This window comes from Myxococcus sp. CA023, from assembly GCF_010998615.1.
Classification (GTDB): Bacteria; Myxococcota; Myxococcia; order Myxococcales; family Myxococcaceae; genus Myxococcus.
The window spans coordinates 1-25,560 of the sequence record NZ_JAAEAH010000048.1; the positions used below are offsets into that span (position 1 = coordinate 1).

The following is a 25,560-nucleotide window of genomic DNA, read 5'->3' on the forward strand; positions in this document are numbered from 1 at the left end:
GTACTTGGGGTGGGGCTGGTTGCTGGGGTTGGCGGGCGCGTGGGCGTGTGGTGGCACGCCCCTGGACGAAGACGCGGACGCGGCGTGCGCGAGGCTGTTGCCCGGTGATGTCGCCATCACCGAGTACCTCAACGACCCGGTGGGGACGGACACGGGCCAGGAGTACGTGGAGCTGCACAACCCTACGCGCGGCCCCGTGGACCTGTACGGGCTGACGCTTTACGCGTCCCGCTCGGATGGCTCGCAGGAGACGGCCTATGCCGTCCTCGAGGAGATGACGGTGGCGGCGGGAGACTACCTGGTGCTGGGCGACGTGCGCGACGGGCCGGTGCCCGCGCACGTGGACCACGCCTATGGCGACGGGCTGGGGGCGTTGGGGAACTCGGGAGGACGGCTGGGCATCCGGTGCGGTGAGCGGGTCCTGGACGAGGTCCAGCTCTCTGCGCCCGCGAAGAGCGGGGTGTCGCGCATCTACGACGGCCGCCTGGTGCCGGACATGGCGGGGAACGACGACCTGGCTCGCTGGTGTGATTCGCCCGACGCCGGTGCCGGCGGGACGTTCCAGGGGAGTCCTGGCGCCGCGAACGCACCCTGTGGCCCCGTGGGTGACGCGGGTGTCCCCGAGGACGCGGGCGTGGTGGCGACGTGCAGGCCCGCGGGCGCGGATGCCGTGAGACCTGTCCTGCTTCCGGCGCCTGGAGACCTGGTCATCACTGAGTTCATGGCCAATCCGCGGGGCGACGACACTTTGGGTGAGTGGGTGGAGCTGCGAGCCACGGCCCCCGTGGACCTCAACGGGGTGACGCTGGTCGCCGAGGCGGGTGAGGCGACGGTGAAGGCGGAGGGGTGCCTGTCGCTCGCGACGGGGGAGTACGCGGTGCTGGCCCGTCGCACGGATGCCACCCTCAACGGTGGGCTTCCTCCGCCCGTGGCGACGTTCAACATGGACCTGCGCAATGCGGGCGGCCGGTTGCAGGTGAAGGCCGGGGGCGTGGTGGTCGACGCGGTCGATTACGGTCTGGCGGTGGATGGCGTGGCCACGCAGGTGTCCGCACCGCTCGCGGATGCCGCCCAGAATGACGCGCCCTCCGCATGGTGCGCAGCCACGGCCGCCTATGGCTCGCGCGGCAACCTGGGGACGCCTGGTCGTGGGAATCGTGTCTGTGAGGGAGACGGGGGCACGCCGGGCGGCGTTGGCGACGGTGGAACCTCCGATGGCGGCGTGGATGCCGGGACGCTCGAGGACGGATGTATTGACCGGACCACCGGAAGGACTCGCGCCCGCAGGGGGCCCGATGGGGGCTCGCTCGTCCTCACCGAATTCATGGCGGACCCACAGGCGGTAGCGGACGCCATGGGGGAGTGGGTCGAGGTGCTCGCGCTGCGCGACGTGGACCTTAATGGTGTGTCGCTCTCCAACGAGAGCGGAGGCCGCTCGACGTTCGACTCGGCGCTGTGTCTGGCCGTGAAGGCAGGAGGCCGCGCCGTCCTGGCGCGCAGTGAGGACGCGTCCCGCAATGGCGGGCTGCCCGCGGTGCTCGGCACCTTCAACTTCAACCTGGCGAATACAACGGGCAGCCGGAAGCTCGAGCTCTCGGTGGAAGGGCGCGTGCTCGACGCGGTGTCGTGGACCGGCGCGGCCATCCCAGGTGTGTCCTCACAGCTCGACCCCGGGCGCAATGACCCTCAACGCAATGACTGGCCCGGGAGCTTCTGTCCCACACCCGAGTCGGCCCGTTATGGCCAGGGAGACCGGGGCACGCCGGGAGGGGTGAACCGCGCATGCGCGCTTTGATGAAATGTGCGTTGGCCTGTTTGCTGGCGGCCTGTGGTGGAGGTGACGCGGAAGGCTCTTGCGGCCCCGCTTCAGGACGGGTGGCGGAGGTCCTGGATGGGGACACGGTCGTCCTGGAGAGCGGCGAGCGTGTTCGCTACCTGCTCGCGGATGCACCGGAGCGCACGAGCGCGGGCGGTGACTGCTTCGGTCCGGAGGCACATGCCTTCAACCGGGGACTCGTCGAGGGCAGGCGGGTAGCGCTGACCTATGGCGAGGCGTGCGAGGACCGCTTCGGCCGGCTCCTCGCCTACGTGTCCGTGGAGGGGCGCGAGGTGAACACGCTGTTGGTGGAGAGAGGCCATGCCTGCGTGCTCCACGTTCCTCCCGCGGGCCGTTCGAGACGCGCGGAGTTCCAGGCACTGGAGGCGCAGGCCCGGTTGGCGAGGCGCGGTGTCTGGGGGGCCTGCGCGCCCGTCCCCTGTCAGCGGTGAGCCACCTGACGGACGAGGCACCGCCGTGGCTGTCTCTCCCGCGAGGCATCATCCGAGCCCGACTCGGAGACGGGCAGTCCCGCCGGGGGATGGGATGTATCCCAATGATAACAGCCACGCGCGGCCCGCATGGAGAGGGCGGGCGTTCCTGGTTGGGGGGCTGGTGAGGACATGCCAGGGCAATCATCGACCATGAAGGCGCGCGCATGAGTCCAAGCGTCACGCCGACGCTCTCGTTGCCGGACGTCTTGGATGTCCTGCGGGAGGACATCACCCGGCGCCTGATGGCGGGGGTGGGCGCCGCGCTCGGGGCGCTCGCACCCCTGGCGATTGCGGATGCGGGGGCCCTCCACAAGCTCGTGGGGCGGCTCGGGGCGCTGCTCCGAATCCCCTCCATGGCGGCGCGGCTGGCGGAGGCCCGCACCCTGGGCCGTGAGTATGGACGTGAGCGCTACCTGGCGGGCTTCGGTATCAGCTCGCTGGTGCTCGAGTATGGCGCGCTGCGCGAGGTCATCCTCGAGAGCCTGGAATCCGTGGGCTGGGTCCCCGAGCTCGCGGGGCTGCGCGCGCTGGCCCAGGTGCTCGACGCGGGGCTGGCGGAGGCGGTGGGCCAGTCCTCCCTGGAGGACGAGCGCACCGCGCGGGCGACGGGGGCCTGGCTGCACGGGCTGCTCGACCACGCGCCGACGCTCATCTACGCCAAGGACACGGCGGGCCGGTACCTCTACGTGAACCACGGTTTCGAGAGGGCCTCCGGCAAGCTCCGGCGCGATGTGATGGGGCGCACCGACTTCGACCTGTTCTCCGAGGAGGTCGCCAGCACCTTTACCGGCAATGATCGGCAGGTGCTGGACTCCGGCCAGCAGCTCACCATCGATGAGCACGTGCCGCTTCTCGACGGGCTGCACGTCTTCCAGAGCCTCAAGTTCCCCCTGCCGGACGCGCAGGGGCGTGTCGTTGGCGTGTGTGGCTTCTCCACCGACTGCACCGAGGCGAAGCGCCTGGAGCGCGAGCGGGACGAGGCCCGCGAGCACCTGCGCCGCATCGTCACCCAGTTGCCCGTCATCCTCTGGGCCACGGACGCACAGGGCATCATCACCCTCTTCGAGGGCGAGCGGCTGAGCGCGCTGGGGCTGGAGCGAGGCGCCTACGTGGGACGCTCCGCGTTCGACGTGTACCGCGACCGGCCGGACCTCGTGGCCGCCACGCTGCGCGCCCAGGAGGGCCAGTCCTTCACCCTGGAGGTGGAGATGGCGGGCTCCTGTTTCATGACGGGCGTCTCCCCCGTCATCGGGCCCGACGGCAGCGTGATGAGCGTGGCGGGCGTGTCGCTGGACATCAGCGAGCGGCGGCGCGCCGAGGAGGTGCTGCGCCAGTCGGAGACGCGCTACCGGCTGGCCACGCTGGCGACCAGCGACGTCATCTACGACTGGGACCTGGACGCGGGGACCGTCGAGTGGAGTGAGCTGGCCGCCGCCCAGTTCCGGCTGGCCTCGCGCGCCCCGCCGCGGGACATCGCGTGGTGGACGGAGCACATCCATCCGGAGGACCGCGAGCGGATTATCCGGGACATGCAGGCCGTCATCGACCAGGGCGCGAGCCATTGGGCGGACGAGTACCGCTTCCTGCGCGGGGATGGCACCTGGGCCGTGGTCGCCGACCGGGGGCAGGTGGTCCGGGACGCCGAGGGCCACGCGGTGCGCATGGTGGGCGCCATGCAGGACATCACCGAGCGGCGGGCCACGGAGCTGGAGGCGAAGCGGCGCGCGGAGTTCGAGCAGCTCCTCATCGGCATCGTCAGCCATGACCTGCGCAACCCCCTCGCCGCCATCAGCATGTCCGCCACCGCGCTGATGCGGCGGGAAGGCCTGGATGAACGGCTCCGCAAGGGCCTGGGCCGCATCCTCTCCAGCGCAGAGCGCGCCACGCGCATGTTGAGGGATTTGCTCGACTTCACGCAGGCCCGGCTGGGTGGTGGCATTCCCATGGAGCCCCGGTGGCTGGACCTGCACGAGCTGACTCGGCAAGTGGTGGAGGAGGTCCGGCTCACCCGCCCGGAGCGGACGCTGAAGCTGGAGTGTCGGGGAGACGGTTACGGGCTGTGGGACGCGGACCGGCTGGCCCAGGTCATCACCAACCTGGTCAACAACGCGCTCAGCTACAGCCCGGAGCACTGTCCGGTGCGCATCCGCACGCATGGACTGCGCGACGACGTGCTGCTGACCGTCCACAACGCGGGTGGGCCCATTGAGCCGGAGCTCCGGGCCCGCATGTTCGAGCCGATGAAGCGCCCGGAGCGCAAGGGCGCCCGGGGCGGACTGGGGCTGGGCCTCTTCATCGTGAAGCACATCGTGGATGCCCACGGCGGCGTGGTCCGCGTCCACTCCACAGCGCAGGAGGGAACCGCGTTCCAGGCCCGCCTGCCCCGCCAGCCCATGCCGCCTGCTCGCCCGGACGTTGACGCTCCGTGACACCGTGACGCTTGCTCCAGGGGGCCCAGCCCGGCTAGCACTGGGTCCGTGGTGACACGTCTTCCCTGGAGGGTTTCATGAAGAAGGTCCTCATCGGACTGGGCATCGGCTGCGGTGTCTTCATCCTGGCGGGCATCGGCTTGATGCTGGCGGGTGGCATCTGGGCCAAGAACAAGTTTGGCGGCAGCATCGAAGCCATGCAGGCGATGCAGGCTCAGGAGCAGGAGCTGACACAGCTCAACGCCAGCAATCCATTCAAGGCGCCCCCGGAGGGGCAGGTGCTGCCGTTGGACGAGCAGCGGTTGCTGGCCTACCTGACGGTGCGCGAGTCGGCGCTGCCGGCCTTCAAGGCCTTCGAGGTGAAGTCCAAGGAGTTCGAGGCCCAGCACGAGGGCGACGGTGACGAGAAGCCGGGCTTCAACGCGGCCGTGGACGCCGCGGGCCTGTTCATGGGGCTGATGGCGGACGTGCGCAAGGCGTACATCGCCGGCCTCAAGGCGCAGGGCATGTCGCCCGCCGAGTTCCAGAGCATCACCACCACCGTCTACGCCTCCATGGTGGCCGACAGCCTGGAGCAGATTGGCGCCGCGGCGGAGCAGGGCCGGAAGATGATGGTGACGCAGCTGGCCGAGGTCGACAAGCGGCTGGCGGACGACTCGCTCGCCGACGAGGAGCGCGCGCAGTTGGAGGAGGCCCGGGCGCAGCTCCAGGAGACGCTGGACGCGATTGAGGAGCCCGGCGCGAACGAGGAGCAGCCGCTGTCCGAGGCATCCAAGAAGGCGGCCGCCGCCAACGTGGAGCTGCTGAAGAAGCACAAGGATCGCGTGGAGCTGATGGCCAACGTGGCCTTCGACGGCTTCGTGCTGGGCGGTGCCGGCGCCGACGGTCAGGCCGCGGGCCTGGAGTAGCCGTTCCGCCGTGTCAGAGGCGTTCCCGGCTCAGGCCTCCCGTTCCACGGGGGCGCCGGGCCGGGACGCCGCCGCCGCGCGTGCCTCCCTCCGCCGCGCGCGCAGCCCCAGGATGGCGAAGGCGTTGGAGTTGTAGAGGGGGCACGGAGTCCTCCGCGAGCAACACCAGCACCCCGGCCCAGAAGACAATCCACATCCATGACGGCACGCTCTGCATGGCGGAGTCAACCGATGCATGCCTGCCTCCGCGCGGGCGTGCGCACCCTGGTTGTGCGCTGCGTTGCAGTTACAGGCGTTTTTCACATGCGCAATGGATTGCGCCCGCCAAAGGTAGGCGCGTGTGGCCTTCCGTCCGCCCGGCCTCTCCCTTTGCGGCCAGCCCTCCGTGAGATATGCAAGCCATTGAACATGTCGAAAGTCACTTCGCGCGGGGAGGGGCGCGTGAACCTTTGAGGAATGGAGTTGGACGTCTGATGAACAAGGTCATCTTCGCCTGTGTACGCAACGCTGGCCGCTCGCTGATGGCGGAGGCGTTCTTCAATGTGATGGTAGACCCCCAGAAGGCGCGCGCCGTCTCCGCGGGGACGCAGCCTGGCGACAAGGTGCATCCCGAAGTGCTCGCGGCCATGCGGGACATCGGCATCGACCTGCACGACGTGAAGCCCCGCCTGCTCACGGACGACCTGACCCAGGACGCGCAATGGCTCATCACCCTGGGATGTGGCGAGGCCTGTCCCCAGGTGCCGGGGCTCCAGCGCGAGGACTGGCCGCTGGAAGACCCCAAGGACAAGTCGGACGTCCTGGTCCACCGCATCCGCGACGAGCTGGCCGCCCGCGTGGCCGGACTGCTGGAGCGCGAAGGGTGGATGCGCGCCGGCTAGCGCGGCTTCGAACGCGCGCTCATTCCAGGTGGTAGTTGAAGGGTAGCTCGACGGTGACCCAGTCGCCGAGCGCCGGCGGTGGCGGTGGAAAGGGCGCGGCATGCCGCACCGCCTCCTGCGCGGCTTCGCACAGGAGGGGGTGGGGGCAGGGGCCCAGCACCCCCAGGGCCACCAACTGGCCCTGCACTCCCACGGAGATGCGCAGCACCAAGGACCCTTCGATGCCCGCCATCCGCGCCTCGTGGGGGTAGGGAACGTCCTCGAAGCGGTCGCGGAACATCTGTTCGAAGTAGCGCCGGGCCGCGTCCTCGCGGTTGTCGGGGGCCGTGGCGGGCGGCGGCTCCACGAGCAACCCCGGGAAGCCGGGCCCCAGGGCGCGCTGGGTGATGCCCGCCACGGCGCGGCCCGCCAGGCTGTCACGGTCATGGGCTGGGATGCCGGCGGGGCGCCCGACGGACAGCGGCTCCGCGAGTTCGGAGGCGCGCGGTGCCGCGGCGGTGCGCGGCGGTACGGAGGCGCGCGAGGGGCGAGGCCTGCGCGCGGTCCGGGGCCGAAGGGGCGCGGGGGCTGTCCCGGTGACATCCCCCACGGGGGCCGAAGGTGGCATGGCGGTCAGGCGGAGCACGAGGACTTCTCCCCGGGTGGTTTCGCCTTCGAGCCGTCGCGGTGTGCCGTGCCAGAAAGAGGCCGCGCCGATGAGCGCCGCGGCGTGCAGACCGATGGCGGCCAGGACCAGCATCAGCGTGCGTTGACGGCTCCGGGCCCCCGTCTCGTGGCCACGGAAGGCCGAGGCGAACAGAACATCCTCTGGCGAGCGGGCCTTCGCTGGTGCGTCCGGCATGGTGTGCCCCCCTTTCCCGCCCACGTCTCGCCACGGGATGGGGTAGTGGCGTGCGTGTCGGGCGTGAAGGGTTTCTGGGCCGCGGGCGTGTGCGGCGGTCCGCACTCAGCCGGCGCGGTGTCGGGCGGCCTTCAGGGCGGGGACACCGGAGGACGGGGTTTGCGGAAGACCACGGTGAGGTTGTTGCTGGGCATGTCCACCACGCGCTCGCGCTCCAGGCCATGCAGGGCGGCCTCGGCGGTGACGGCCTCCAGCGACCTCACGCCCCACGCCGGGTTCCTGGCGCGGAGGGAGGCGTCGAACTCCAGGTTGCTGGGGGCCGTGTCACGGCCCTCGACGAAGTAGGGGCCATACAGGACGAGCAGCCCGCCGGGAGGCAGCACCCGGCCCGCGCCCCGCATCAAGCCCTGGCAGGCCGTCCAGGGGGCGATGTGAATCATGTTCACGTTGAGGATGACGTCCGTGGCCGTCTCCGGCCAGGACTCCGCGCCCGCGTCGAGCCGGCGCGGCGGCAGCAGGTTGGGCGGGCCTTCCTCGGTGCGCCACGCCTCGATGCTCTCCAGCGACTCCGCGTCCACGTCGGTGGGCTGCCAGACGAGGTGGGGGAGGGCTCGGGCGAACCAGGCCGCGTGTTGGCCGGTGCCGCTGGCCACCTCCAGCACCCTGCCGGAGGTGGGGAGGACTTCGCGGAGGACAGCGAGCAGGGGCTCGCGATTGCGTTCCGTGGCCGGGGCGTGACGCTTCATCCCCCGGGTTTCGCACATCCGCCGCGTTCCGTGTGAGCGCCGCCCCCCCAGTGGACGACCTGCGCACCGCCCCCCGGGAAGCGAGTGGGCAGAGCGGGGCGTGGGCCTCCTGCCGTGACTCCGGGTCCGGGCTGGAAGGAACGTTCCGTCCACACCCGTTTGTCTCCCACCCGGCAATTCCCAGCCCCCCGGGTCGAGCAGGGGTGTCACCCTCAGGTGGCCCCTGGGGGGTACATTGGGGGCATGGTTCCACGGCAGGTGGACGGGTCGGGCGTTATCTCTGGCGTTACCGTCTCCCAAAGAGGAAAGTTCACCCAGGGCTCCCCTTCCTGCCGGGCGAGCGGGCACTGGGATGTACTCCTGCGCCCGCGGGTTACACTGCCAGGCGTGGGTCCCAAGCAGGGCGGGGCGCTTCACATGTGTGTACGGTCCCTTGTTGTCGCGGACCTGCCTGCCACACCTTTGGGTGGGCAGGCCTGAAACCCAATTCGGAGGAGAGTCACCATCATTCGCGAACAGAGAAGCAGCCGCGGCGGGAGCCGCGACCAGAGAACCAATCGTCGCATCCGTGCCCGTGAGGTCCGCGTCGTCGGGTCTGACGGTAGCCAGCTCGGGGTCATGCCTCTCGAGGCGGCCCTGGACCGCGCCCGGACCGAGGGGCTGGACCTCGTTGAAATCAGCCCCATGGCCAGTCCTCCGGTCTGCAAGATCATGGACTACGGCAAGTTCAAGTACGAGGAGAAGAAGAAGGCCTCGGAAGCGAAGCGTGCCCAGGTCACGGTCCTGCTCAAGGAAGTGAAGCTCCGTCCGAAGACGGAAGAGCACGACTACGAGTTCAAGGTCCGCAATACCCGCCGGTTCATCGAGGACGGGAACAAGGCGAAGGTCGTCATCCAGTTCCGTGGGCGTGAAATCACGCACAAGGAGCAGGGCACGGCCATCCTCGATGACGTGGCCAAGGACCTGAAGGACGTGGCCGTCGTGGAGCAGATGCCCCGGATGGAAGGGCGTCTGATGTTCATGATCCTCGCGCCCACGCCGAAGGTGGCGCAGAAGGCCCGCGAGCTGGTTCGTCAGGCCGCCACCGCCGCCAAGCGGACGCCTCCTCCGGGAGCCCCGGGTGCGGGCAAGCCGACGGGCGCCAGCAGTGGCGCTGGAGAGAAGGCTGAGGAAGCGGACGAGGAGAAGAAGGAAGCGCAGGCCGCGCCGGCAGCAGCCGAGGCGCAGAGCCCGACGGCGTCCTGAGGGATTGCCGACACGCGGTGGGTCTGGGTTCCCACCGCGTGCGGCGCCTCTCGGAAGTTGGGAAGGTGTGGCCGCCACCACACGGGCAGGCAGCCAGGCGTGGCTTGCCGCCCACAGGTCCGGCGCTCCTTGCCTGGGAGAGGCCGCCCAGGCGACTGGCAAGCGACTTGAAAAGGAGGGCACTGCTGCCGCAGTCTGTCCGCCCGCGAACGCTCGCGGACCTCCTTTCATCAAGGACGCGTGATGCTGCCTGTCCTCCTCGCCGTGCTGCTGGCGCAGACGCCCGCCGCCAATCCCCGTCAACAGGGCGTGCCCATTGGCAAGGGCAAGACGCTCCCGGTCGTCACCCTGTCCGCGCCGTCGGGCGGTTGGACGGTGGACCGGATGATGCTCATCGAGGGCACCGTCAGCGACACCACCATTGACCCGGTGGTGGTGTCCATCAACGGCGACCGCTACCTGATGCGCACGTACCGCGGGCGCTTCAGTCGCAAGTTCCCCGCCGCCAGCGGGAAGAACGTCGTCACGGTGATGGCCACCAACCAGGCCGGCACCGCGCGCACGCAGGCCACCAGCTACGCGCAGATTCCGCCGGTGCCCTTCAAGGTGGTGCTCACCAGCGACACCGACGGCGTCTACACCGACCTGCACCTGTACGAGCCCACCGACGCCAGCGCCAAGGACGGCACCCTGGACGTGCAGAAGATGGCGCACGTGTACTGGGCCGACACCGCGAGCCCCTCCGGTGGCACCTTCTTCCTCAACTCGCAGGGCGGTGACTTCGACCAGCCCGCGTATGGCCCATACCTCTACATCCACCGCGCGCCGCCCAAGGGCGTGTATCTGGTGGCCACCAACTACTGGCCCAGCGGTGACAAGGCCCACACCGTGGCGACACTGAACCTGTCGCTCTTCGAAGGCACGCCGAACGAGATTCGCCGCATGGTGCGCATCCCCCTGGCCACGCCGGGTACCACCCGCGTGCTGGCCTGGGTGAACGTGCTCGGGGACGGGCAGGCCGAGGTGTTCGTGCCCTCGCAGGACCCGCGTCCGAAGCACGCCGCGTGGCCGAAGAACCTGGATGAGGCACTCAAGGCGCTCCAGTCCAATGGGGATGGCGGCGGCGAAGGCGAGTACTGACGCCTCCGTCGTTCAGGGCCTCCACGACCATGCGCCGCGTCCTTCCCCTGCTCCTGCTGCTCCATGCGTCCGCGCAAGCGGCGTCGGACGCGAAGTCACACGACGCGGAGGCATCCACGACGCCCGAGACGCGCGACGTGCTGCTCCGCCGGTTGGTGGCGCGCGTGGCGCTGGCCCAGGTCCGCAAGCAGGACGCCGCGTGGCATCCGGACCAGCGGGACTGCGCGGGCCTCATCCGCTTCGCCTTCCGTTCCGCGTACAAGCAGGTCGCTGTGGAGCGCCTGTCCACGCCGCTGTGGCGTGACGGCCGGGGCCGCCCGTCCGATTTCGCGGACGCGGAGGTGCTGCTCCAGCACAGCTTCCAGTTCCTGGGCCGTGACGACGCCACCCGCGAGTCGCTGCGCACCGGCGACGTGCTCGCCTTCCGCCAGGAGCAGGACGCGGGCCCCATCTTTCATCTGATGCTGGTGGTGCGCCCGGAGGACCGGGCCCACGCGCCCGCGCGCGTCGTCTACCACCCGGGGGAGAAGGGCGCCGCGGTGCGCACCGGCGTCCTCCACCACCTGGCCACCGAGGCGCCGCTGGAGTGGCGCCCGGTGCCGCAGAACGCTTCCTTCCTCGGCTTCTTCCGTTTCAAGGAGTGGATGTCATGACGTCTCCCAAGAGTGGCCCGCCCAAGGCACTGCTCATCGGCGTGGTTACCGTCCTCGTGGGCGGCGCCGTGGCCGGAGCCTTCTTCCTGGGCCGGCGCAGCGGGCAGTCCGGCGACGGCGGTGGCACTGTCACGAACCTGCTCGGCGGCGAGCGCAAGGGCCCGCCCAGCGCGGGCGCCGGCGTGGAAGGCATGCCCGCGCCCGCGATGACGGCGCTGGAGGTGCCCGGCACGGCCGCGCCTTCCGCCCTCTGGGTGGACGTGCACCACCCGGGCAAGGTGCGGGATGCGCTGGCGGCCAACGTGTGGCTGCGCGACCAGCTCCAGAAGCCGCTGGGCCAGGGCTTCATCGGTGCGTGGGCCGCCTTCTTCGGCTCCACCGGCGAGGACCTCCAGGCGGGCTTCAAGGGCGCGGTGCTGGACCTCTTCGCGGGGCAGTTGTTGGACGCGCCCTTCCGCGTGACGTGGTTCGCCGGTGACGCGCGCTCCAGCACGCCGGCCTTCATCCTTCCCAAGCCGGGCCGCGCCGCGACGTCCGCGTACGAGGCGCTGGACGGCGTGGCCAGCCGCGGCGGCATGACGGCGCCGCACTGCCCGGGCGGCGGCTCGGAAGGCACCTTCGAGATGAAGCGCTGGCTGGTGGCGGAGCAGACGCTGTGGGCGGGCCGCCTCAAAGACAGGCTGGTGCTCGCGCGCCACCCGGTGGCGGTGCTCCACGGCCTGTGCGCGGAGCTGCCGGAGCTGAAGGCGAAGGACGGCGTGGACGTGGAGCTGGGTTACGACCCGGAGGCCTACGGCCGCGAGGTGCAGCTCTTGTCGATCGTGGTGGGGCTGGCCCCGGGCACGCGGCTCCAGTTCGGCGTGGAGGCGGGACGGGTGGTGGGCCGGGGCATCGCGGGCGAGCTGCTGGACGGCCCCGCGCGCCTGGACGCCGCGCCCCTGTCCGACGACCTGCTGAAGCTGGTGCCGGAGGACACGCCGGTGCTGTTGGCCTTCCAGCTCAAGCTGCCGGAGTCGTTGGACCCCGAGACGCTCAAGGCGTACTGGGAGAAGGGCGGCGGCAAGGGCCCCACGCGCACGCGTCAGGTGGCGCTGGTGTGGACGCCGCGCGGTGATGCGAAGCTGCCCGTGGAGCTGGCCGTGCTGTGGGGCCGCACCGACGACGCGGCCGCGCTGGAGGGCCTGTTCTCTGGTGGCTACAACCGGCTGGTGCGCGGCACCCACTGCAACCACGTGGTGCTGGCGTCCAACGACGCGGAGCTGGAGCGCCTGCGCAAGGCGTGCGCGGGTCAGCAGCCCAACATGCTCAACGCCGCGGGCCCGGTGGTGGCGGGGCTGCGCGCGCCCACTTCGGTGGCTTTCGGGGTGAACACGGGCCGGCTGCTCAGCGGGCTCACCATGGATGGTTACCTGTCCGAGTTCCGGGTCAGCCGCAACGCGCCCATGCCGAGCGCGGCGCCCCCGGAAATCGAAGCGGCGCGGAGCGACCTGGAGTCGCTGCCGTACCTGGGCCTGCGCGGCACCGTGCAGGGCGATTCGCTGGTTCCTGGAGGTTTCGGGTCATGAAGTGCTTCATCCGACTGGCGGCTCTGTCCGCGCTCATGCTGTCCGGCGTGGCCCTGGCCAAGCCGCTCTACATCACCGTCCCGCGCTCCTATGGCACCCAGGAGCCGGTGGCGGTGGACGTCGCCTTCGAGGACAAGGGCCCCGTCGAGCTGCGCGTCCTCAAGCCGGAGAACCTGGACGCCTTCATCCGCGCCCAGGGAGATTTGCGGCGCGCGTACCAGACGCCGCCCACGCTGAAGAATCCGGGCCGCGCGCTCAGCCGTGGCTTCAACGCGGTCCGCACGCCGGGCATGTTCCTGCTCGACACGCTCAACCCCGCCTTCCGCGACGAGGTGGGAGAGGTGCTGCCCCGTGCGCCGCAAGCGTCGGGCTCGGGCGAGCCGCTGGCGAAGGTGGCCGAGGGACCGGAGCGCCTGGTGGGCGTGCCGCCCGGCTTCACGGTGACGCGCAGCCAGTGGCTGAACCTGGACCTGGGCGGCGCCGAGCGGGACTTCAACGTCCCCGGCTTCAATGCCAGTGGCCCCAGCGGCTTCCAGGAGCGCCGCGTCACGCTGGCGCCGCTGCCCGCGGGCACCTACGTGCTCCAGTTGGTGCAGGGCCGCGTGGAGGGACAGGTGGTGCTGGTCGTCAGTGATTTGACGGTGCAGCTCAAGCAGACGGATGGCCAGGTGCTGGTGCGCGTGGCGGGCCGGGACCAGAAGCCGCGCGAGGGCGCCGAGGTGCAGGTGTACCTGCCCAAGGGCAAGGGCCCCGCCGGCAAGACGAACGCGAAGGGCGAGGTGACGCTGGAGGTGTCGGAGCCGCGCGTCATCGCCACGGCGACGGCGGGTGGGGACACGGCCATTGTCGACACGGACTTCTACTCCGCGCTGGCGGTGGCGCCGGACGTGTTCATCTACAGCGACCGGCCCATCTACAAGCCGGGCCACGAGGTGAAGTTCCGCGGCGTGGTGCGCCAGCCGGACACCTTCCTGGCGCGCCTCTTCACGCCGAAGAAGCGCCAGGTGCAGGTGAAGCTCGTCTCGCAGGAGGGCCGCGCGCTCACCACGCGCGCCTCGGTGGACGAGTTCGGCGCCTTCCACGGCACGCTGAAGGTGCCGGACGACCTGGGCACCGGCGTGCTGCGCGTGGAGGCGGAGGTGGATGGGCACCCGCACCAGGGCGAGGCCCGCGTGCAGGACTACGTGAAGCCGACATTCTACCTGGAGATGGAGCCCGCGTCGGAGACGGTGGTGCCCGGCCAGACGCTGCGCGCGAAGGTGCGCGCCCGCCGCTATGCCGGTGGCACGCCCGACGCCACGAAGTACGAGGTGTTCCTCTACCGCAGTCTGCTGGACGCGCCCGCCTGGGTGGATGACGCGGGCAAGGGCGGCCAGGGCAGCGACGTGACGTACGGCAGCGCCTCCAGCACGGAGGGCAAGCTGAGCGTGCCGGAGCGGCTGTACTCCTCCGTGGAGGCGCGCGGTGCGTATGACGACCCGTGGTCCAGCGCCAGCGGCTTCGACGCTAACGGCGAGGCTGAAATCGAGGTGGCCGTGCCGGCGCTGGCCGCTGGCGAGGAGCGGCTGCCGTACCGGTACTCGCTCACCGTGCGCGCGCGCGATGACCAGGAGACCTTCGCCAACGCCACGTCCGCCTTCTTCCTGTCGAAGGTGGAGGTGCTGGGCCTGGCGCGTTACTCCGACGCGGTCGTGGCCAAGAGCGGCGACGCGACGCTGGCGATTCGCGCCACCACGCTGTCGGGCAAGCCCTACGGCGTGACGCAGGGCGAGGTGGAGTTCGTGCGGCGCGCGGCGGATGGCTCGGAGAAGAGCCTGGGCAAGCGCTCCTTCTCCACTGCGGCGGATGGCACGCACCGTGAGAAGGTCCCCACCTCGGACGTGGGCACCGTGCTGGCGCGCGTGGTGGTGAAGGACAAGAACGGTGAGGCGTGGCAGGGCGAGGAGTCCCTGCTCGTCATCGGCGGCGCGGACGAGCCGGTGGCGCGCGTGCCCAACCTGACGCTGGCCTCGCTCTCCGGGACGCTGGCGCCGGGAGACACCGCGAAGCTGGTGGCGCTGATGCCGGACAGCTGGGGCTCGGGCGGCCGTGACGCGGGCCCGGTGTGGGTGACGCTGTCGGGCGCCTCGCTCTACGACACGCAGGTGGTGGAGCTGACGGGCCGCACGCTGGTGCACAGCTTCAACGTGGAGAAGCGCTTCGGCAGCGCGGTGTATGCGTCCGTCGCGTACCCCACGGCCACGGGCCGCTGGGAGGAGCGCACGGTGGCCTTCCGGGTGATTCCGCGCGAGCGCACCCTCACGGTGGAGCTGCAGCCCCGCCGCGCGGAGGCCACGCCGCTCACCGAGCAGAGCATTGACGTGCGCGTGGTGGACCACGAGGGCCGCGGCGTGGTGGCGCAGCTGTCCGTGGGCGTGGTGGACAAGGCCGTCTACGCCATCCAGAGCGAGTTCCGGCCCAAGGTGCTGGACTTCTTCTACCCGCCGGCGCGCAACAACGTGTCCAACTTCTTCTCGTCGGAGTTCCAGGGCTACGGCTACGGCGAGGCGCTGGCGCGGAAGATGGCGGGGCTGCCGGACCACGCCTTCGCCTCCATCAAGCCGCCCAGTCGCCAGACGAAGGACCTGGAGCGCGACACCGCGCACTGGGACCCGGTGGTGGTGACGGACCGGGATGGCCGCGCCACGGTGCGCTTCACGCTGCCCTCCAACCAGACGCTGTGGGTGGTGACGGCGGTGGCGGCGGACACCTCCGGCCGCTTCGGCGAGGGCACCTCCGAGTTCGCCACGCGCGGCGGTCTCAACCTCTACGCCGCGCTGCCGCAGTTCCTCCGTGAAGGCGACGAGGCGGTCGCCTCGGTGCGCCTGTCGGCGGGGGAGAAGTCGCCGGCCAGCCAGCTGCTGGACGTGAAGCTGGCGTCGCTGGGCGCGCTGAAGGCGGACCAGTTCGAGCACAAGGTGGAGCTGGCGAAGGGCGGTGAGCAGGTGGTGCCCCTGACGCTGAAGGCCGCGTCCACCGGGGCCGCGCAGCTCACCGTGAATGTGGCGGGCGGCAAGGACTCGCTGAGGGACCTCAAGCGCTTCGACGTGGACCCGGCGGCGGTGGAGGACGAGGTGAAGGTGAGCGCCTGGGGCGGCGGCGCGCTGGAGGTGCCCGCGCCTCAGGAAGCGACGCTGGCGCGCGTGGAGCTGGTGCTCCAGCCGTCCATCGTCGACGCGGCGCTGTCCAACGTCCGCGAGCTGCTCACGTACCCCTACGGCTGTCTGGAGCAGTTGGTGTCCACCACCGTGCCCAACGTGGCGGTGTACCAGGTACTTCAGAAGGCGGGAGCGCTGGCGAAGCTGGACACGGACACGCAGGCGCTGCTGGCGGAGGCGCGCAGCCGCTCCGTGCAGGGCACCGCGCGCATCCTCGACATGTCGGTGAAGGGCGGCGGCTTCACCTGGTTCGGTGGCTATGAGACGCCGAGCCTGCCGCAAACGCTCATCGCGCTGGATGGTCTGGCCTACGCGGCCGAGGCGGGGCTGGTGGACCGCGCCGACCCGCGCCTGATGGAGAGCGCTCGCTGGCTTGAGGCGCAGGAGGGCCTGCCGCCCGAGTACGACGCCACGCGCGCCTACGTGCTGGCGCGGCTGGAGGGCTCCAAGCAGGCCGCGCGCGTGCGGGCGTTGGTGCAGGGTGCGGATGGCGGGGACCTGTACCCGCTGGCCCTGGCGGTGCTGGCCGCGGAGAAGGCCGGCGTCATCAAGGAGCCCGCGCTCCAGACTCAAATCAACGCGCTGGTCGCGCGCAGCGCGCAGGGCTACGCCACGCTGGCCGCCCTCACGCCGGGCCAGCCGCTGGAGCAGTCGGAGGCCTTCTTCCGCTTCCCGCTGCGGCGCGTGGGTATGACGGCCATCGCCGCGCACGCGGCCTCGTTCGGCACGTTGGACATCACCCGCGCGCGCCGCCGCATCCTGGAGCTGCTGTCCGAGCCTGACCTGTCCACCTTCGACCGGAGCACCACGCTGCTGCACTCGCTGTGGCTGCTGGAGCGCGACGCGAAGGCGATGCAGGGCATGAAGGCGCCCGAGGTGAAGGGCGTGAAGACGCCGGTGAAGTTCGCCCCGCGCGGTCTGGGCCTGGTGGCGGTGCTGGCGCCGGGCACGCGCACCGTGGACGTGGGCGGCTTCGACGGCGTGGCCACGCTGCGCGCCACCACGCGCACCCCGCTGTCCGCCGTGCAGCCGAAGGCGGAGGGCATGTCCATCCAACGCGCCTACTACGTGCTGCGCGAGGGCGGGAAGGTGCGGCTGGGCGCGGGCGACACCGTGTCCCAGGGCGAGGAGGTCTACGTGGAGCTGACGATGGACGCGCGCGGCGACAACCGCGTGCGCTCGGCTTACTACGTGGTGGAGGACGCGGTGCCCGCCGGCTTCGTGCCGCTCCAGGAGGACAAGGCCTTCCGTGGGCCGCCGCACTCGCTGCCGCTGGTGCCCGAGGCGCTCAAGCGCCGCGTGCTCAACCCGGAGCGCGCGACGTTCTTCTTCGAGGAGCCGGCGTGGTGGAGCGACAGCCCGCGCACCGTGGGCTACGTGCTGCGCGCGCAGTTCGCCGGCACCTTCTCCGCGCCGCCCGCGCACATCGAGGACATGTACGCCGCCAGCATCCACGGGCGGACGGCCGCGGACTCGCTGAAGGTGGTGCCCTCCAAGAAGCACCTGGGCGACCTGTAGTCCATGGGGTTGGCTGTCACGGTGGCCGTGCTGCTCGCGGCCACCCCCACCTTCGTCACTCGCGGCGACGTGACGCCCGAGGCCGGGCTGCGCCGCGAGGCCGAGGCCGCCTGGACGGCGCTGGAGGCGCGTTACGTTCAGGAGGCTGGAGGCGCGCCGGCGAAGCCCCTGGCTTCCATCGTCCTCCAGAGGGGCGCGGCGCTGACGCCCCAGCGCAACGGCCAGGGGCGCCCGGGGCTGGTGGAGCTGCGGCAGAACACGCCGGGCGTGCTGGATGAGCGGCTGCGGCTGGCGCTCCGGCACGAGCTGGCACACCAGCTCTTGTGGTGGGCGTGCCCCCAGTCCAGCGAGGACCGCCTCTTTCACGAAGCCTTCGCCGTCGCGGTGAGTGGCGAGCTGCCCTCGTGGAAGGAGGGGCCCTACCTGTCGTTGTCCCGTGCGGCGTCGGAGCTGGCCGTGGCGCCGGAGGTGGACACGCCCCGGGCCCGGCGCGCGCTGGCGCGGTTGCTGAACGAGTCCACGGGCTTTCCCCCGGCGCTGTCGCGCAGGCTTCGGCAGTGCCAGGACGGCGCGCGCTGGGCGTCGCCGCTGTCCATCGACGAACTGGCGGGAGTGGGCGTGCGCGAGGCCCGGCCCGCGACGGTGGTGGTGAGCCGCCATTCGGGAGAGGTGTTGCTTTCGGAGGGCGACGTGCGGCGCGCGCTGCCGTACGGCTCGGTGCTCAAGCCCTTCCTGTACGCGGCGGGCGTGGCGCACCCGACGCTGCCGCCACGCCCGGGCGTGCCAGAGTGGGCCTGCGGCGCGGAGTTGCCGGCGAAGGTGGACGCGCGCACCGCGCTGCTGCGTTCGTGCAACGGCTACTTCCTGGACTGGGAGGCGCGGGGCTCGGCGCCCCGGGCCTTCGGCGGGTGGGGACCGGTGCTGGCCTCGGTGGGACTGACGGGCCTGCCGGAGGACATGGCGGAGGCGACGGGGCTTCGCTCCACGCTGGCCGTGTCGCCCTGGGGCGTGGCGCAGGCGTACCGGCTGCTGGCGGAGGCCCGGCCGGATGTGGTGGCGCTGCTGGCGGACAATGCCGCGCGCGGCACGCTGGCGGAGTTGCCCGCGTCGAAGTCACTGGTGGGCGTGGCGACCAAGACGGGCACCGTGCGCGACGCGGCGAGCCGGCCCCAGTTCGGTTGGATTGCCGCCGTGGACCCAGATTTGGTGGCGGTGGTGGTGCGGCCCGGCGCGATGCCCCGCCAGTTCGCGGACGAAGTGCCCAAGGCGCTGGCGCGCGCGCGCAAGCAGGCTGGCCTGGAGGCCGCGCGCGTGCAGGTGCTGGGGCTGCTTCCACCGGGGGACGTGGAGGCGCGGTGCTCCGGCGCGGGCTTCGCACTGGTGGAGGGTGTGCCGCGCGCGGGCGCGGAGACCTGGGCACCACTGGCATCCCTCACCCAGCGTGGCGCGGCCGTGTGTCTGGGCGCGCCCTGGCGCGTGCGCTTTCCCGGTGGCCCGGAAGAGGGCCGTGACTACGCGGGCGTCTTCATCACCTCCGAGCCTCCGCCGTACCGGCCGCCGCCGGGCGTTCCCACCACCCCCAGCGCCATGAAGGCGCGGCGCGGCTCCGACTTCGTCTTCCGCACCACGCGCCTGCAATACGCGGCGGGCGTGGTGTCCGCCGAAGACGTGACGCTGACGGGCGAGGCTCGCGTGGCGCTGGCGCGGGTGGTTGCCCACAACGAGCAATACGGTCACAGCCGTCACCCGGGGCGCCCCGTCTGTGACACCACGCACTGTCAGGCCTTCCGCGGCACCGTGCGCGTGCGGTCCGAGGATGCGAAGGCCCTGGGACTGGCGCCGCTGAAGTGGCGCAAGTGGCTGACCTTCTCCCAGGGCGGGGAGGAGCCCTGGCGGCAGGCGCGGCCCCGCGCGGAGGTGGAGCGCCTGTTGGGGCGCGGGCTGGTGTCGCTGCGCTTCGAGGCGGGGCGGGTGCACTACCTGCGCGCGGAGACGGATGGCGACGCGACGTTCGACACCGCGCGCTCGGTGCCGTGTGACTTGCTGCGCTCCGGTTTGAAGCTGCCGTCGTGCCCGCGCACCGCGTCATTCAATGGCGAATCACTGATGTTCGAGGGCCGTGGCCGAGGCCATGGCGAGGGTTTGGATGTCGAAGCCGCCAAGGCCGCGGGTTCGCGCAGCGACGCGATACTCGAGGAGGCATATGGACAGTGAAGATGGATGAGAAAAATTCGATATATCTATCTGTTTTCCATGTTTAACAATGAATAACGTGAAATCACGTCAGGGCCGGGCGTAGAGTGGTTTCGCCCGTCCTTTCCGGCGGGCCGTCATCGTTAGGAGTGGTCGCCCATGCGCATCACCCGTACCGCCTCTCGCAGAAAGCTGTTCGGCGCGCTGTTGTGTACCCTCTCTGTCGCGGCCTGCGGCCCGGCGCCCGAAGGAGAGCCCTCCGGTGAGAAGTCCCCCGAGATGGGTTCGCAGGAGAATCCCGTTGTCTATGGCACGGACCACCGCACGGACGTCTATGCCTATCCGGCGTCCGCGCTGCGGACCCGGGCCGAGAAGTCCACCGTGGCGCTGATGAGTCCGTCGGACTTCAACGCCTCCAATCCCAACAACGTCACCTTCAATGGCAGCACGCTGCAGAGCGCCTACAACCTCTGCTCCACGCAGCGCTTCCTGAATGACCCGACGCCGGCCTTCTGCTCGGGTACGCTCATCGATGATGACCTGGTGCTCACCGCGGGGCACTGCATCACCAGCGCGTCCGCCTGCGCCAACACGCGCTTCGTCTTCAACTTCTACCGCACGTCGGCGACGGCACTGCAGACGGTGACCACGGCCGACATCTTCTCCTGCCAGTCCATCGTCGCGCGTCAGCAGAGCACGGTGAACGGCCGCAACCTGGACTTCGCCGTCGTCCGGCTGGACCGTCCGGCCACGCCGCGCTTCGAGCCGGCGCCCATCCGTCCGGGCAACACCGCCCTGCCGCTGAACACGAGCGTGTCCGTGATTGGTTCCGGCAGCGGCATCCCGTTCAAGATTGACGACGGTGGCTGGGTGCGAGACGCCCGCGCCGGCACGCTGGACTACTTCGTCGCCAACACCGACACCTTCGGTGGCAACTCGGGCTCGGGCGTGTATGAGAACAACGGCGTCACCGTGGCCGGCATCCTGGTCCGGGGCGTGACGGACTACGTCAGCCAGGGCAGCTGCAACGTCGTGAACCAGTGCACCGACACGGGCTGCGGTGGCGAGTCCATCACCTACGTGCGTCCCGCCATCGACGCGTACTGCGCCGTCGCGGGCAGCATGCGCCTGTGCGGCACCACCGAGCCGCCTCCGCCCCCGCCGGTCAAGACCTTCACCTTCAACGTGACCAACACCAACAGCGCGCAGCAGAACACCACCAACGTCAGCGTGACGCTGGCGGCTGGCCAGACGCTGTCCTTCGGCACCTGCTCGCTGCCGCAGGCCGCGGGCACGGGCGACACCTACCTGCGCCTGTTCAACACGGCGACGAACACCCAGGTGGCGGCCAACGACGACTCCTGCAGCCTGCTGTCCTACGTGTCCTTCACCGCGCCCGCGGCGGGCACGTACCAGATGCGCGTGGGCTGCTACTCCAGCGGCAGCTGCAGCGGCACGGTGGCCTACTCCATCCAGTAGCACCGCTTTGACGTGAGGGCGCGGGTGGCCCTGCCGCCACCCGCGCCCGTAGCTTCGCAGACAACACCTCGCATCCCCTTGTTGCCCGCGTGTCCTCGCGTTCCCCGTGGCCTCCCTCTGGAGCGCGGGTGGAGCGCCTCCGGCACGCGCCGTGCTCTGGGCCTCCGCCGGGCCGAGCCCGGAGCCGGTCCCTCAACAAGGACGATGCGTTACATGAATCAGCGGAAACACACGAAACAGCTACGCCGCCAGCTGCGTTGGGCGGGCTTGTCCGCGACGGTGCTGGCCGCGCCCGCGAGCTTCGCGCAGGACTGTCCCAAGCCCACGTCGCAGCAGTGCGTGGACGCCGACTACCGCGCGAGCAGCTGCGGCGGCGTCCACGACGCGTACTGCCAGGGGGTCGTGGAGTCGGAGTGGAAGGCCGGTTGGGAGGCTGCTCCCAAGCGCGTGGCGCTGCTGCCCGAGGAGCTGGGGGGCGGGGTGGACACGGTGGCCTACGCGCCCCACGTTCCGAAGCACACGCGCTTCCAGGGCATGGACCAGAGCCTCATGGGGCAGGTGCTCAAGGGGCAGATTCTCTACCGCAAGAGCCTGGAGAACCTGACGAAGGAGGAGCAGGCCTACCTGTCTCGGATTCGGAGCTGGGAGAAGGACGGCACCCAGGTGACGTCCTGCCAGGAGTTCGTTGACGAGAAGTACCTCGACTTCAGCCGCTTCGAGCGGCAGGCGGGCCGGTACGGCGACGACTACCGCGCCTTCTTCAACGGCGCCTTCGGCAAGGAGGGCATCGCGCACCGCGTGCTCTACAGCCGGGACCAGGAGAAGCTGGCGCCCATCTGGGACGGGCAGCGCGCGGCAAAGAACGCGTACTTCCGCTTCACGCCCGGCCGCTACCCGAAGGGCACCGACGGCTACGTCTTCAAGTCCGAGGCGGCGAAGCTGGCCAACAACGTGGAGGCGCGCAATTGGGTCGCTCCGTCGGACGATTGGCACCAGAAGGAGGCCGAGCAGTTCAGCCACATCGCGGATGACGTGCTCAATCACTACCAGGTGGAGCAGGAGTCCTTCACCGCGCTGCTGCGTCAGCGCGACGCCGTCTACGCGGAGTGGGCGCAGGCCTCGAAGGTCCTCCGCTCGCGCGACCACCAGACGGTGGAGCTGGACAAGCTGACCGCAGAGCGGCTGTACGGGTTGGACCAGGCCATCGAGGAGTCGCTGGTCAAGGCGCAGAAGGACGGCTGCCTCGACACCCAGGGCCCCACGGTGTGTGACTGGAGCCCCCGCCGCTACAAGACGATGCTGGAGGCCGCCATGGCCCCGCGCCGCGAGGCCGACCTGCAGGCGTGCCTCTTCCTGACCGGCAACGACTTCGGTCCGGAGAGCTTCGTGCGCAACGCGGACAAGCTCGATGTGAAGGGCCTGGACCGGAAGGACTACACGCTCTCCTCGTCGTTGCTGGCGCAGTACATCGCCATCTACGGCGCCCACATCCACGGGCTGAACACGCCAACGAACCCGTCCACGGGCGCGGTGCGGCACGGGGGGGAGTCCAGCGACAGCGGCTACGCGGGTGGCGACACCTTCGGTGGTGGCTACGACTACGTGGCCGGCTGGGAGTACGTCCAGCCGGGCTCGGGCCTGCGCAACAAGGCCCTGGGCGCCTGGTGTGACAGCGACGTGCGGCTCTACGGCGAGTTCAACGCCTACGCGAACGTGTTCGGTCCCACCCGGCACGAGATGGCGCACGTGAGCGGCGAGGCTGGAACGGAAGGCAATGGCATCCGCCTCAAACTGGATGCGCGCGTGCTGGGCACATCCCTCTACAGCCACGACAAGCACTACCCGCTGCGCTTCACCTTCTATGAGGGCAAGCCCTTCTTCGACAGTGACGTCGCGAAGGCCTCCACGACCTTCGTCGTCGTGTTCGTCCCCGTCACCGTGCAGGGCGGCCTGTCCGCGGAGGCGGGCGTGAAGATGAACATTGGCGGCGCCGTCACCCGCAACTGCACCGAAGACCTGCTGGGCGTGGACCTGTACGGGACCATCACCCCGTTCGCCTCGGTCAAGGGCTTCGCGTCCGTGGGCATCGGGATTCCGGGCCTCCAGGTGGGCGTGAGGGGCGATCTGGTCATCACCCGCGTCAACGTGCCGCTCTACGGTGACATCGGCCTCTACCTGAGCTCGCCCTCGCACCCGACGAACCCGAACACGCTGTTCCTGCGGGCGTCGTCGAAGCTCGACATCGAGCTGCGCTTCCTGGACGGCAGCATCAAGCTCTTCGGTGAGCTGCTCTTCCTGAAGGGCGAGACGACCATCGTGAGCTGGAGCGGCTTCGGCAACACCTGGAACATCTACAACGAGTCCAAGTCGTTGCCGCTGGTCCGCGTCTACTAGTCCGTCTCACCCCCTGGCTCGTGCCTGACGCGAGCCGGGGGCCCCTCGCCGCCGCGGTGTGCCCATCCGCCGCCGCGGCGCTCCTTCTCCTTCATCTGTCTGGAGTCCTTCATGCGTCGCTCGAGGCTCGCCGTCCGCACGGCCGCGCTGACCACCACCCTGCTGTTCGTGGGCGCGGTGCCCGTCTGGTCCTACTTCCACCACGCCGCGCCGGAAGCCGTGGTGGCCGCCGCGCCCGTGAGCGCCTCCCGGCTGCCGCTCTACCGGTGGACCGTGGGGGAGGAGCGCACGTACCACTTCGTCTGGAACGACCTGCAGCGCGTGGCGCTCCCCGTTCCGCAGCAGGGGGAGGCGCCACAGACGATGGACGGCACGCTGAGCCTGGAGGGTGAGCTGACGCTCCAGGCCCTGGAGGTCCGCGCGAATGGCGCGCGCGTGCGGCTGGCGGTGAAGCGACTGGACCGGCACGACGCGACGCTCTCCGGCCAGGCGCTCTTCCCCGACGCCGCGGCCGTGCAGGCGCACCTGCCCCAGACGGCTTCCGCGTGGCTGGAGTTGGACGCCCGGGGCGCGCTCGTGGCCGTCCGGTTCTCCGACGCGGAGCCGCCCCTGTTCCGCCAGGTCGCGCAGACGCTGGCGGCGGAGTTGTTCCCCACGGAGCTGCGCGACGCCGCCGAGTGGAGCGCCGTCGAGTCCACGCAGACGGGCGAGGTGGAGGCGCGCTTCCAGTTCGACGGAGAGGACGCGCGCCTGACGCGCCGCCGCGCGCGCTACCAGTCCCTGCGCGCCGCCGCCACGGCGCCGTCCTTCCGCCAGACGCTGAGCTCCCTCACGCACTTCGACCGGGACCCGGAGGGCTTCCTGGCCGGGGTGTCCCACGACGAAATCCTGGATGCCACGCACACCGATGGCCGCCCGTTGATGTCGCGACGCGTCCGCCTGCGCCTCGCGTTCTCCACGCGTCAGCAGAAGCCGCTGCCGCCGGCCACGGAGGACAAGTCCATTGTCCGCGCGCCGTCGCAGGTGGCTTTCGAGGGCGACGAGGAGCTGGCGCTGACGACCAGCCAGGCCGACGGCATGACGGTGGACGCGGCGCTCCAGGTGCTGGCGTCCGCCACCGACCCCGGCGCCATCCCCGAGCTGGGCACCTTCGCGCGGCGGGCCATCGCCGCGCTCAAGCTGGAGCCCCACCGGGCCGGTGAGCTGGGGCAGCTGTTCCTCCAGAAGGGCAAGTCTCCCGCGATGCGCGAGCTGATGCTCGACCTGCTGGCCGGCGCGGGGCACGCCGAGGCCCAGGCCACGCTGCGCGAGCTGATTGTCTCCACGGAGGCCCGCGAGCATGCCGGCGCGCATGGGCTGATGGTGCAGCGCGCGGGCTTCCTCCGCGAGCCGGAGCCCGAGACGGGCCGGCTGCTGGCGCGGATGAACACGGAGGCCCGGACCGCCGGTGACGTCGGCGCCGAGCGCGCGTCCGCCTACGCCCTGGGCGCCGTCGTCTCCCACCTGCCAGCGGGCAGCCCCGAGGTGGCCGAGTTCCTGCGCCCGCTGGAGGACGCCCTGGCACGCGCGGACAACGCCGAGTCGCTGGAGCACTCCCTGCGCGCGCTGGGCAACAGCGGCACGGAGCGCGTCATGGACCTGGCGTCACCCCACTTGCGTGACGAGGCGCCCGAGGTGCGCTCCGCCGCCGCGGGGGCCCTGCGCACCGCGCCCCAGGAGGCCGCCACGCGCATGTTGCTGGACGCGCTGATGTCCGAGCCAGCGCGCGCCGTGCAAGGCGCGCTGCTGGACGCGCTGAATGCCCGCACCCTGGGCGCACCCGAGCTGGAGCGCCTGAGTGGCTGGGTCGTGGCGGGGCAACTGGCGCCGGGTGCCGAGGCCGCGCTGCTCAACGTCCTCACCCCCCGCATGGACGACAGCGCCGCCGTCCTCCGGATGCTCCAGGCCCTCTCGGTCCGTCCCGGCCAGCAGCCCGCCACCCGGGCCCGCGTCATGGCGCTGATGGCCCAGGCCTCGGCGAGCCGCGGCGGCTGAGCCCCTTCGCTTCAACCCACCCACCGC

Annotated in this window: 16 protein-coding genes; 14 read left to right on the plus strand and 2 right to left on the minus strand. The window is 70.8% G+C overall.

Features of this window, described 5'->3' with window-relative positions; all coding sequences use genetic code 11:
* From F8M74_RS21345 to F8M74_RS21365, 5 genes are all read left to right on the plus strand, one after another.
* A partial coding sequence (locus F8M74_RS21345) for a lamin tail domain-containing protein (protein WP_239004936.1) occupies nt 1-1,795 on the plus strand: 1,795 nt, incomplete at its 5' end.
* Between the two features lie 80 nt (nt 1,796-1,875).
* Nucleotides 1,876-2,268 carry a thermonuclease family protein gene (locus F8M74_RS21350; RefSeq protein WP_304610496.1) on the plus strand — a complete coding sequence of 131 codons (393 nt, stop codon included), beginning with the start codon at nt 1,876-1,878 and terminating at the stop codon, nt 2,266-2,268.
* Between the two features lie 206 nt (nt 2,269-2,474).
* Entirely contained in the window at nt 2,475-4,739 is a 2,265-nt protein-coding gene (locus F8M74_RS21355; protein ID WP_141253790.1) for a PAS domain-containing sensor histidine kinase, read from the plus strand.
* Between the two features lie 77 nt (nt 4,740-4,816).
* Nucleotides 4,817-5,647 carry a hypothetical protein gene (locus F8M74_RS21360; RefSeq protein ID WP_141253791.1) on the plus strand — a complete coding sequence of 277 codons (831 nt, stop codon included), beginning with the start codon at nt 4,817-4,819 and terminating at the stop codon, nt 5,645-5,647.
* A 473-nt stretch (nt 5,648-6,120) separates the two neighbouring features.
* Complete coding sequence (locus F8M74_RS21365) at nt 6,121-6,528, plus strand: low molecular weight phosphatase family protein (RefSeq protein ID WP_011550706.1); 408 nt, start codon at nt 6,121-6,123, stop codon at nt 6,526-6,528.
* 19 nt (nt 6,529-6,547) lie between these two features.
* On the opposite strand, the gene F8M74_RS21370 is transcribed toward F8M74_RS21365, so the two are convergent.
* Together F8M74_RS21370 and F8M74_RS21375 are read right to left on the minus strand one after the other, a co-directional pair.
* Nucleotides 6,548-7,369: a TonB family protein gene (locus F8M74_RS21370; RefSeq protein WP_141253793.1), complete on the minus strand. Its 822-nt coding sequence runs from the start codon at nt 7,367-7,369 to the stop codon at nt 6,548-6,550.
* Between the two features lie 131 nt (nt 7,370-7,500).
* A complete protein-coding gene (locus F8M74_RS21375) occupies nt 7,501-8,115 on the minus strand; it encodes a DUF938 domain-containing protein (protein ID WP_141253794.1) in 615 nt (204 codons plus the stop codon).
* Between the two features lie 504 nt (nt 8,116-8,619).
* On the opposite strand from F8M74_RS21375, the gene infC reads away from it, so the two are divergent.
* The 9 genes from infC (at nt 8,620) to F8M74_RS21420 (ending at nt 25,533) form a co-directional block, all read left to right on the plus strand.
* The gene (infC, locus tag F8M74_RS21380; protein WP_141253795.1) at nt 8,620-9,360 is read left to right on the plus strand and encodes a translation initiation factor IF-3; all 741 of its coding nucleotides are present in this window, start codon (nt 8,620-8,622) and stop codon (nt 9,358-9,360) included.
* Nucleotides 9,361-9,603: 243 nt separating this feature from the next.
* Nucleotides 9,604-10,500 carry a DUF2135 domain-containing protein gene (locus tag F8M74_RS21385; RefSeq protein ID WP_141253796.1) on the plus strand — a complete coding sequence of 299 codons (897 nt, stop codon included), beginning with the start codon at nt 9,604-9,606 and terminating at the stop codon, nt 10,498-10,500.
* 29 nt (nt 10,501-10,529) lie between these two features.
* Entirely contained in the window at nt 10,530-11,153 is a 624-nt protein-coding gene (locus tag F8M74_RS21390) for a DUF1175 family protein (protein WP_141253797.1), read from the plus strand.
* Nucleotides 11,150-12,718 carry a hypothetical protein gene (locus tag F8M74_RS21395; protein WP_216619645.1) on the plus strand — a complete coding sequence of 523 codons (1,569 nt, stop codon included), beginning with the start codon at nt 11,150-11,152 and terminating at the stop codon, nt 12,716-12,718. Before F8M74_RS21390 ends, F8M74_RS21395 begins: the two co-directional genes overlap by 4 nt.
* Entirely contained in the window at nt 12,715-17,433 is a 4,719-nt protein-coding gene (locus tag F8M74_RS21400) for an MG2 domain-containing protein (protein WP_141253799.1), read from the plus strand. The genes F8M74_RS21395 and F8M74_RS21400 overlap by 4 nt, the downstream gene beginning before the upstream one ends.
* Nucleotides 17,434-17,436: 3 nt before the next feature.
* Entirely contained in the window at nt 17,437-19,647 is a 2,211-nt protein-coding gene (locus F8M74_RS21405; RefSeq protein WP_141253800.1) for a SpoIID/LytB domain-containing protein, read from the plus strand.
* A 138-nt stretch (nt 19,648-19,785) separates the two neighbouring features.
* Nucleotides 19,786-21,105 carry a trypsin-like serine protease gene (locus F8M74_RS21410; RefSeq protein WP_141253801.1) on the plus strand — a complete coding sequence of 440 codons (1,320 nt, stop codon included), beginning with the start codon at nt 19,786-19,788 and terminating at the stop codon, nt 21,103-21,105.
* A 213-nt stretch (nt 21,106-21,318) separates the two neighbouring features.
* Entirely contained in the window at nt 21,319-23,499 is a 2,181-nt protein-coding gene (locus F8M74_RS21415) for a hypothetical protein (protein ID WP_228559894.1), read from the plus strand.
* Nucleotides 23,500-23,610: 111 nt separating this feature from the next.
* The gene (locus F8M74_RS21420; protein WP_141253803.1) at nt 23,611-25,533 is read left to right on the plus strand and encodes a HEAT repeat domain-containing protein; all 1,923 of its coding nucleotides are present in this window, start codon (nt 23,611-23,613) and stop codon (nt 25,531-25,533) included.
* The last annotated feature ends 27 nt before the right edge of the window (nt 25,534-25,560 follow it).

What these genes read in the sequence shown, in the direction of transcription:
- F8M74_RS21355 (WP_141253790.1), top strand. Translation starts at nt 2,475, where the DNA reads ATGAGTCCAAGCGTCACGCCGACGCTCTCGTTGCCGGACGTCTTGGAT.
- F8M74_RS21360 (WP_141253791.1), top strand. Translation starts at nt 4,817, where the DNA reads ATGAAGAAGGTCCTCATCGGACTGGGCATCGGCTGCGGTGTCTTCATC.
- F8M74_RS21365 (WP_011550706.1), top strand. Translation starts at nt 6,121, where the DNA reads ATGAACAAGGTCATCTTCGCCTGTGTACGCAACGCTGGCCGCTCGCTG.
- F8M74_RS21370 (WP_141253793.1), bottom strand. Translation starts at nt 7,369, where the DNA reads ATGCCGGACGCACCAGCGAAGGCCCGCTCGCCAGAGGATGTTCTGTTC.
- F8M74_RS21375 (WP_141253794.1), bottom strand. Translation starts at nt 8,115, where the DNA reads ATGAAGCGTCACGCCCCGGCCACGGAACGCAATCGCGAGCCCCTGCTC.
- F8M74_RS21385 (WP_141253796.1), top strand. Translation starts at nt 9,604, where the DNA reads ATGCTGCCTGTCCTCCTCGCCGTGCTGCTGGCGCAGACGCCCGCCGCC.
- F8M74_RS21390 (WP_141253797.1), top strand. Translation starts at nt 10,530, where the DNA reads ATGCGCCGCGTCCTTCCCCTGCTCCTGCTGCTCCATGCGTCCGCGCAA.
- F8M74_RS21395 (WP_216619645.1), top strand. Translation starts at nt 11,150, where the DNA reads ATGACGTCTCCCAAGAGTGGCCCGCCCAAGGCACTGCTCATCGGCGTG.
- F8M74_RS21400 (WP_141253799.1), top strand. Translation starts at nt 12,715, where the DNA reads ATGAAGTGCTTCATCCGACTGGCGGCTCTGTCCGCGCTCATGCTGTCC.
- F8M74_RS21405 (WP_141253800.1), top strand. Translation starts at nt 17,437, where the DNA reads ATGGGGTTGGCTGTCACGGTGGCCGTGCTGCTCGCGGCCACCCCCACC.
- F8M74_RS21410 (WP_141253801.1), top strand. Translation starts at nt 19,786, where the DNA reads ATGCGCATCACCCGTACCGCCTCTCGCAGAAAGCTGTTCGGCGCGCTG.
- F8M74_RS21415 (WP_228559894.1), top strand. Translation starts at nt 21,319, where the DNA reads ATGAATCAGCGGAAACACACGAAACAGCTACGCCGCCAGCTGCGTTGG.
- F8M74_RS21420 (WP_141253803.1), top strand. Translation starts at nt 23,611, where the DNA reads ATGCGTCGCTCGAGGCTCGCCGTCCGCACGGCCGCGCTGACCACCACC.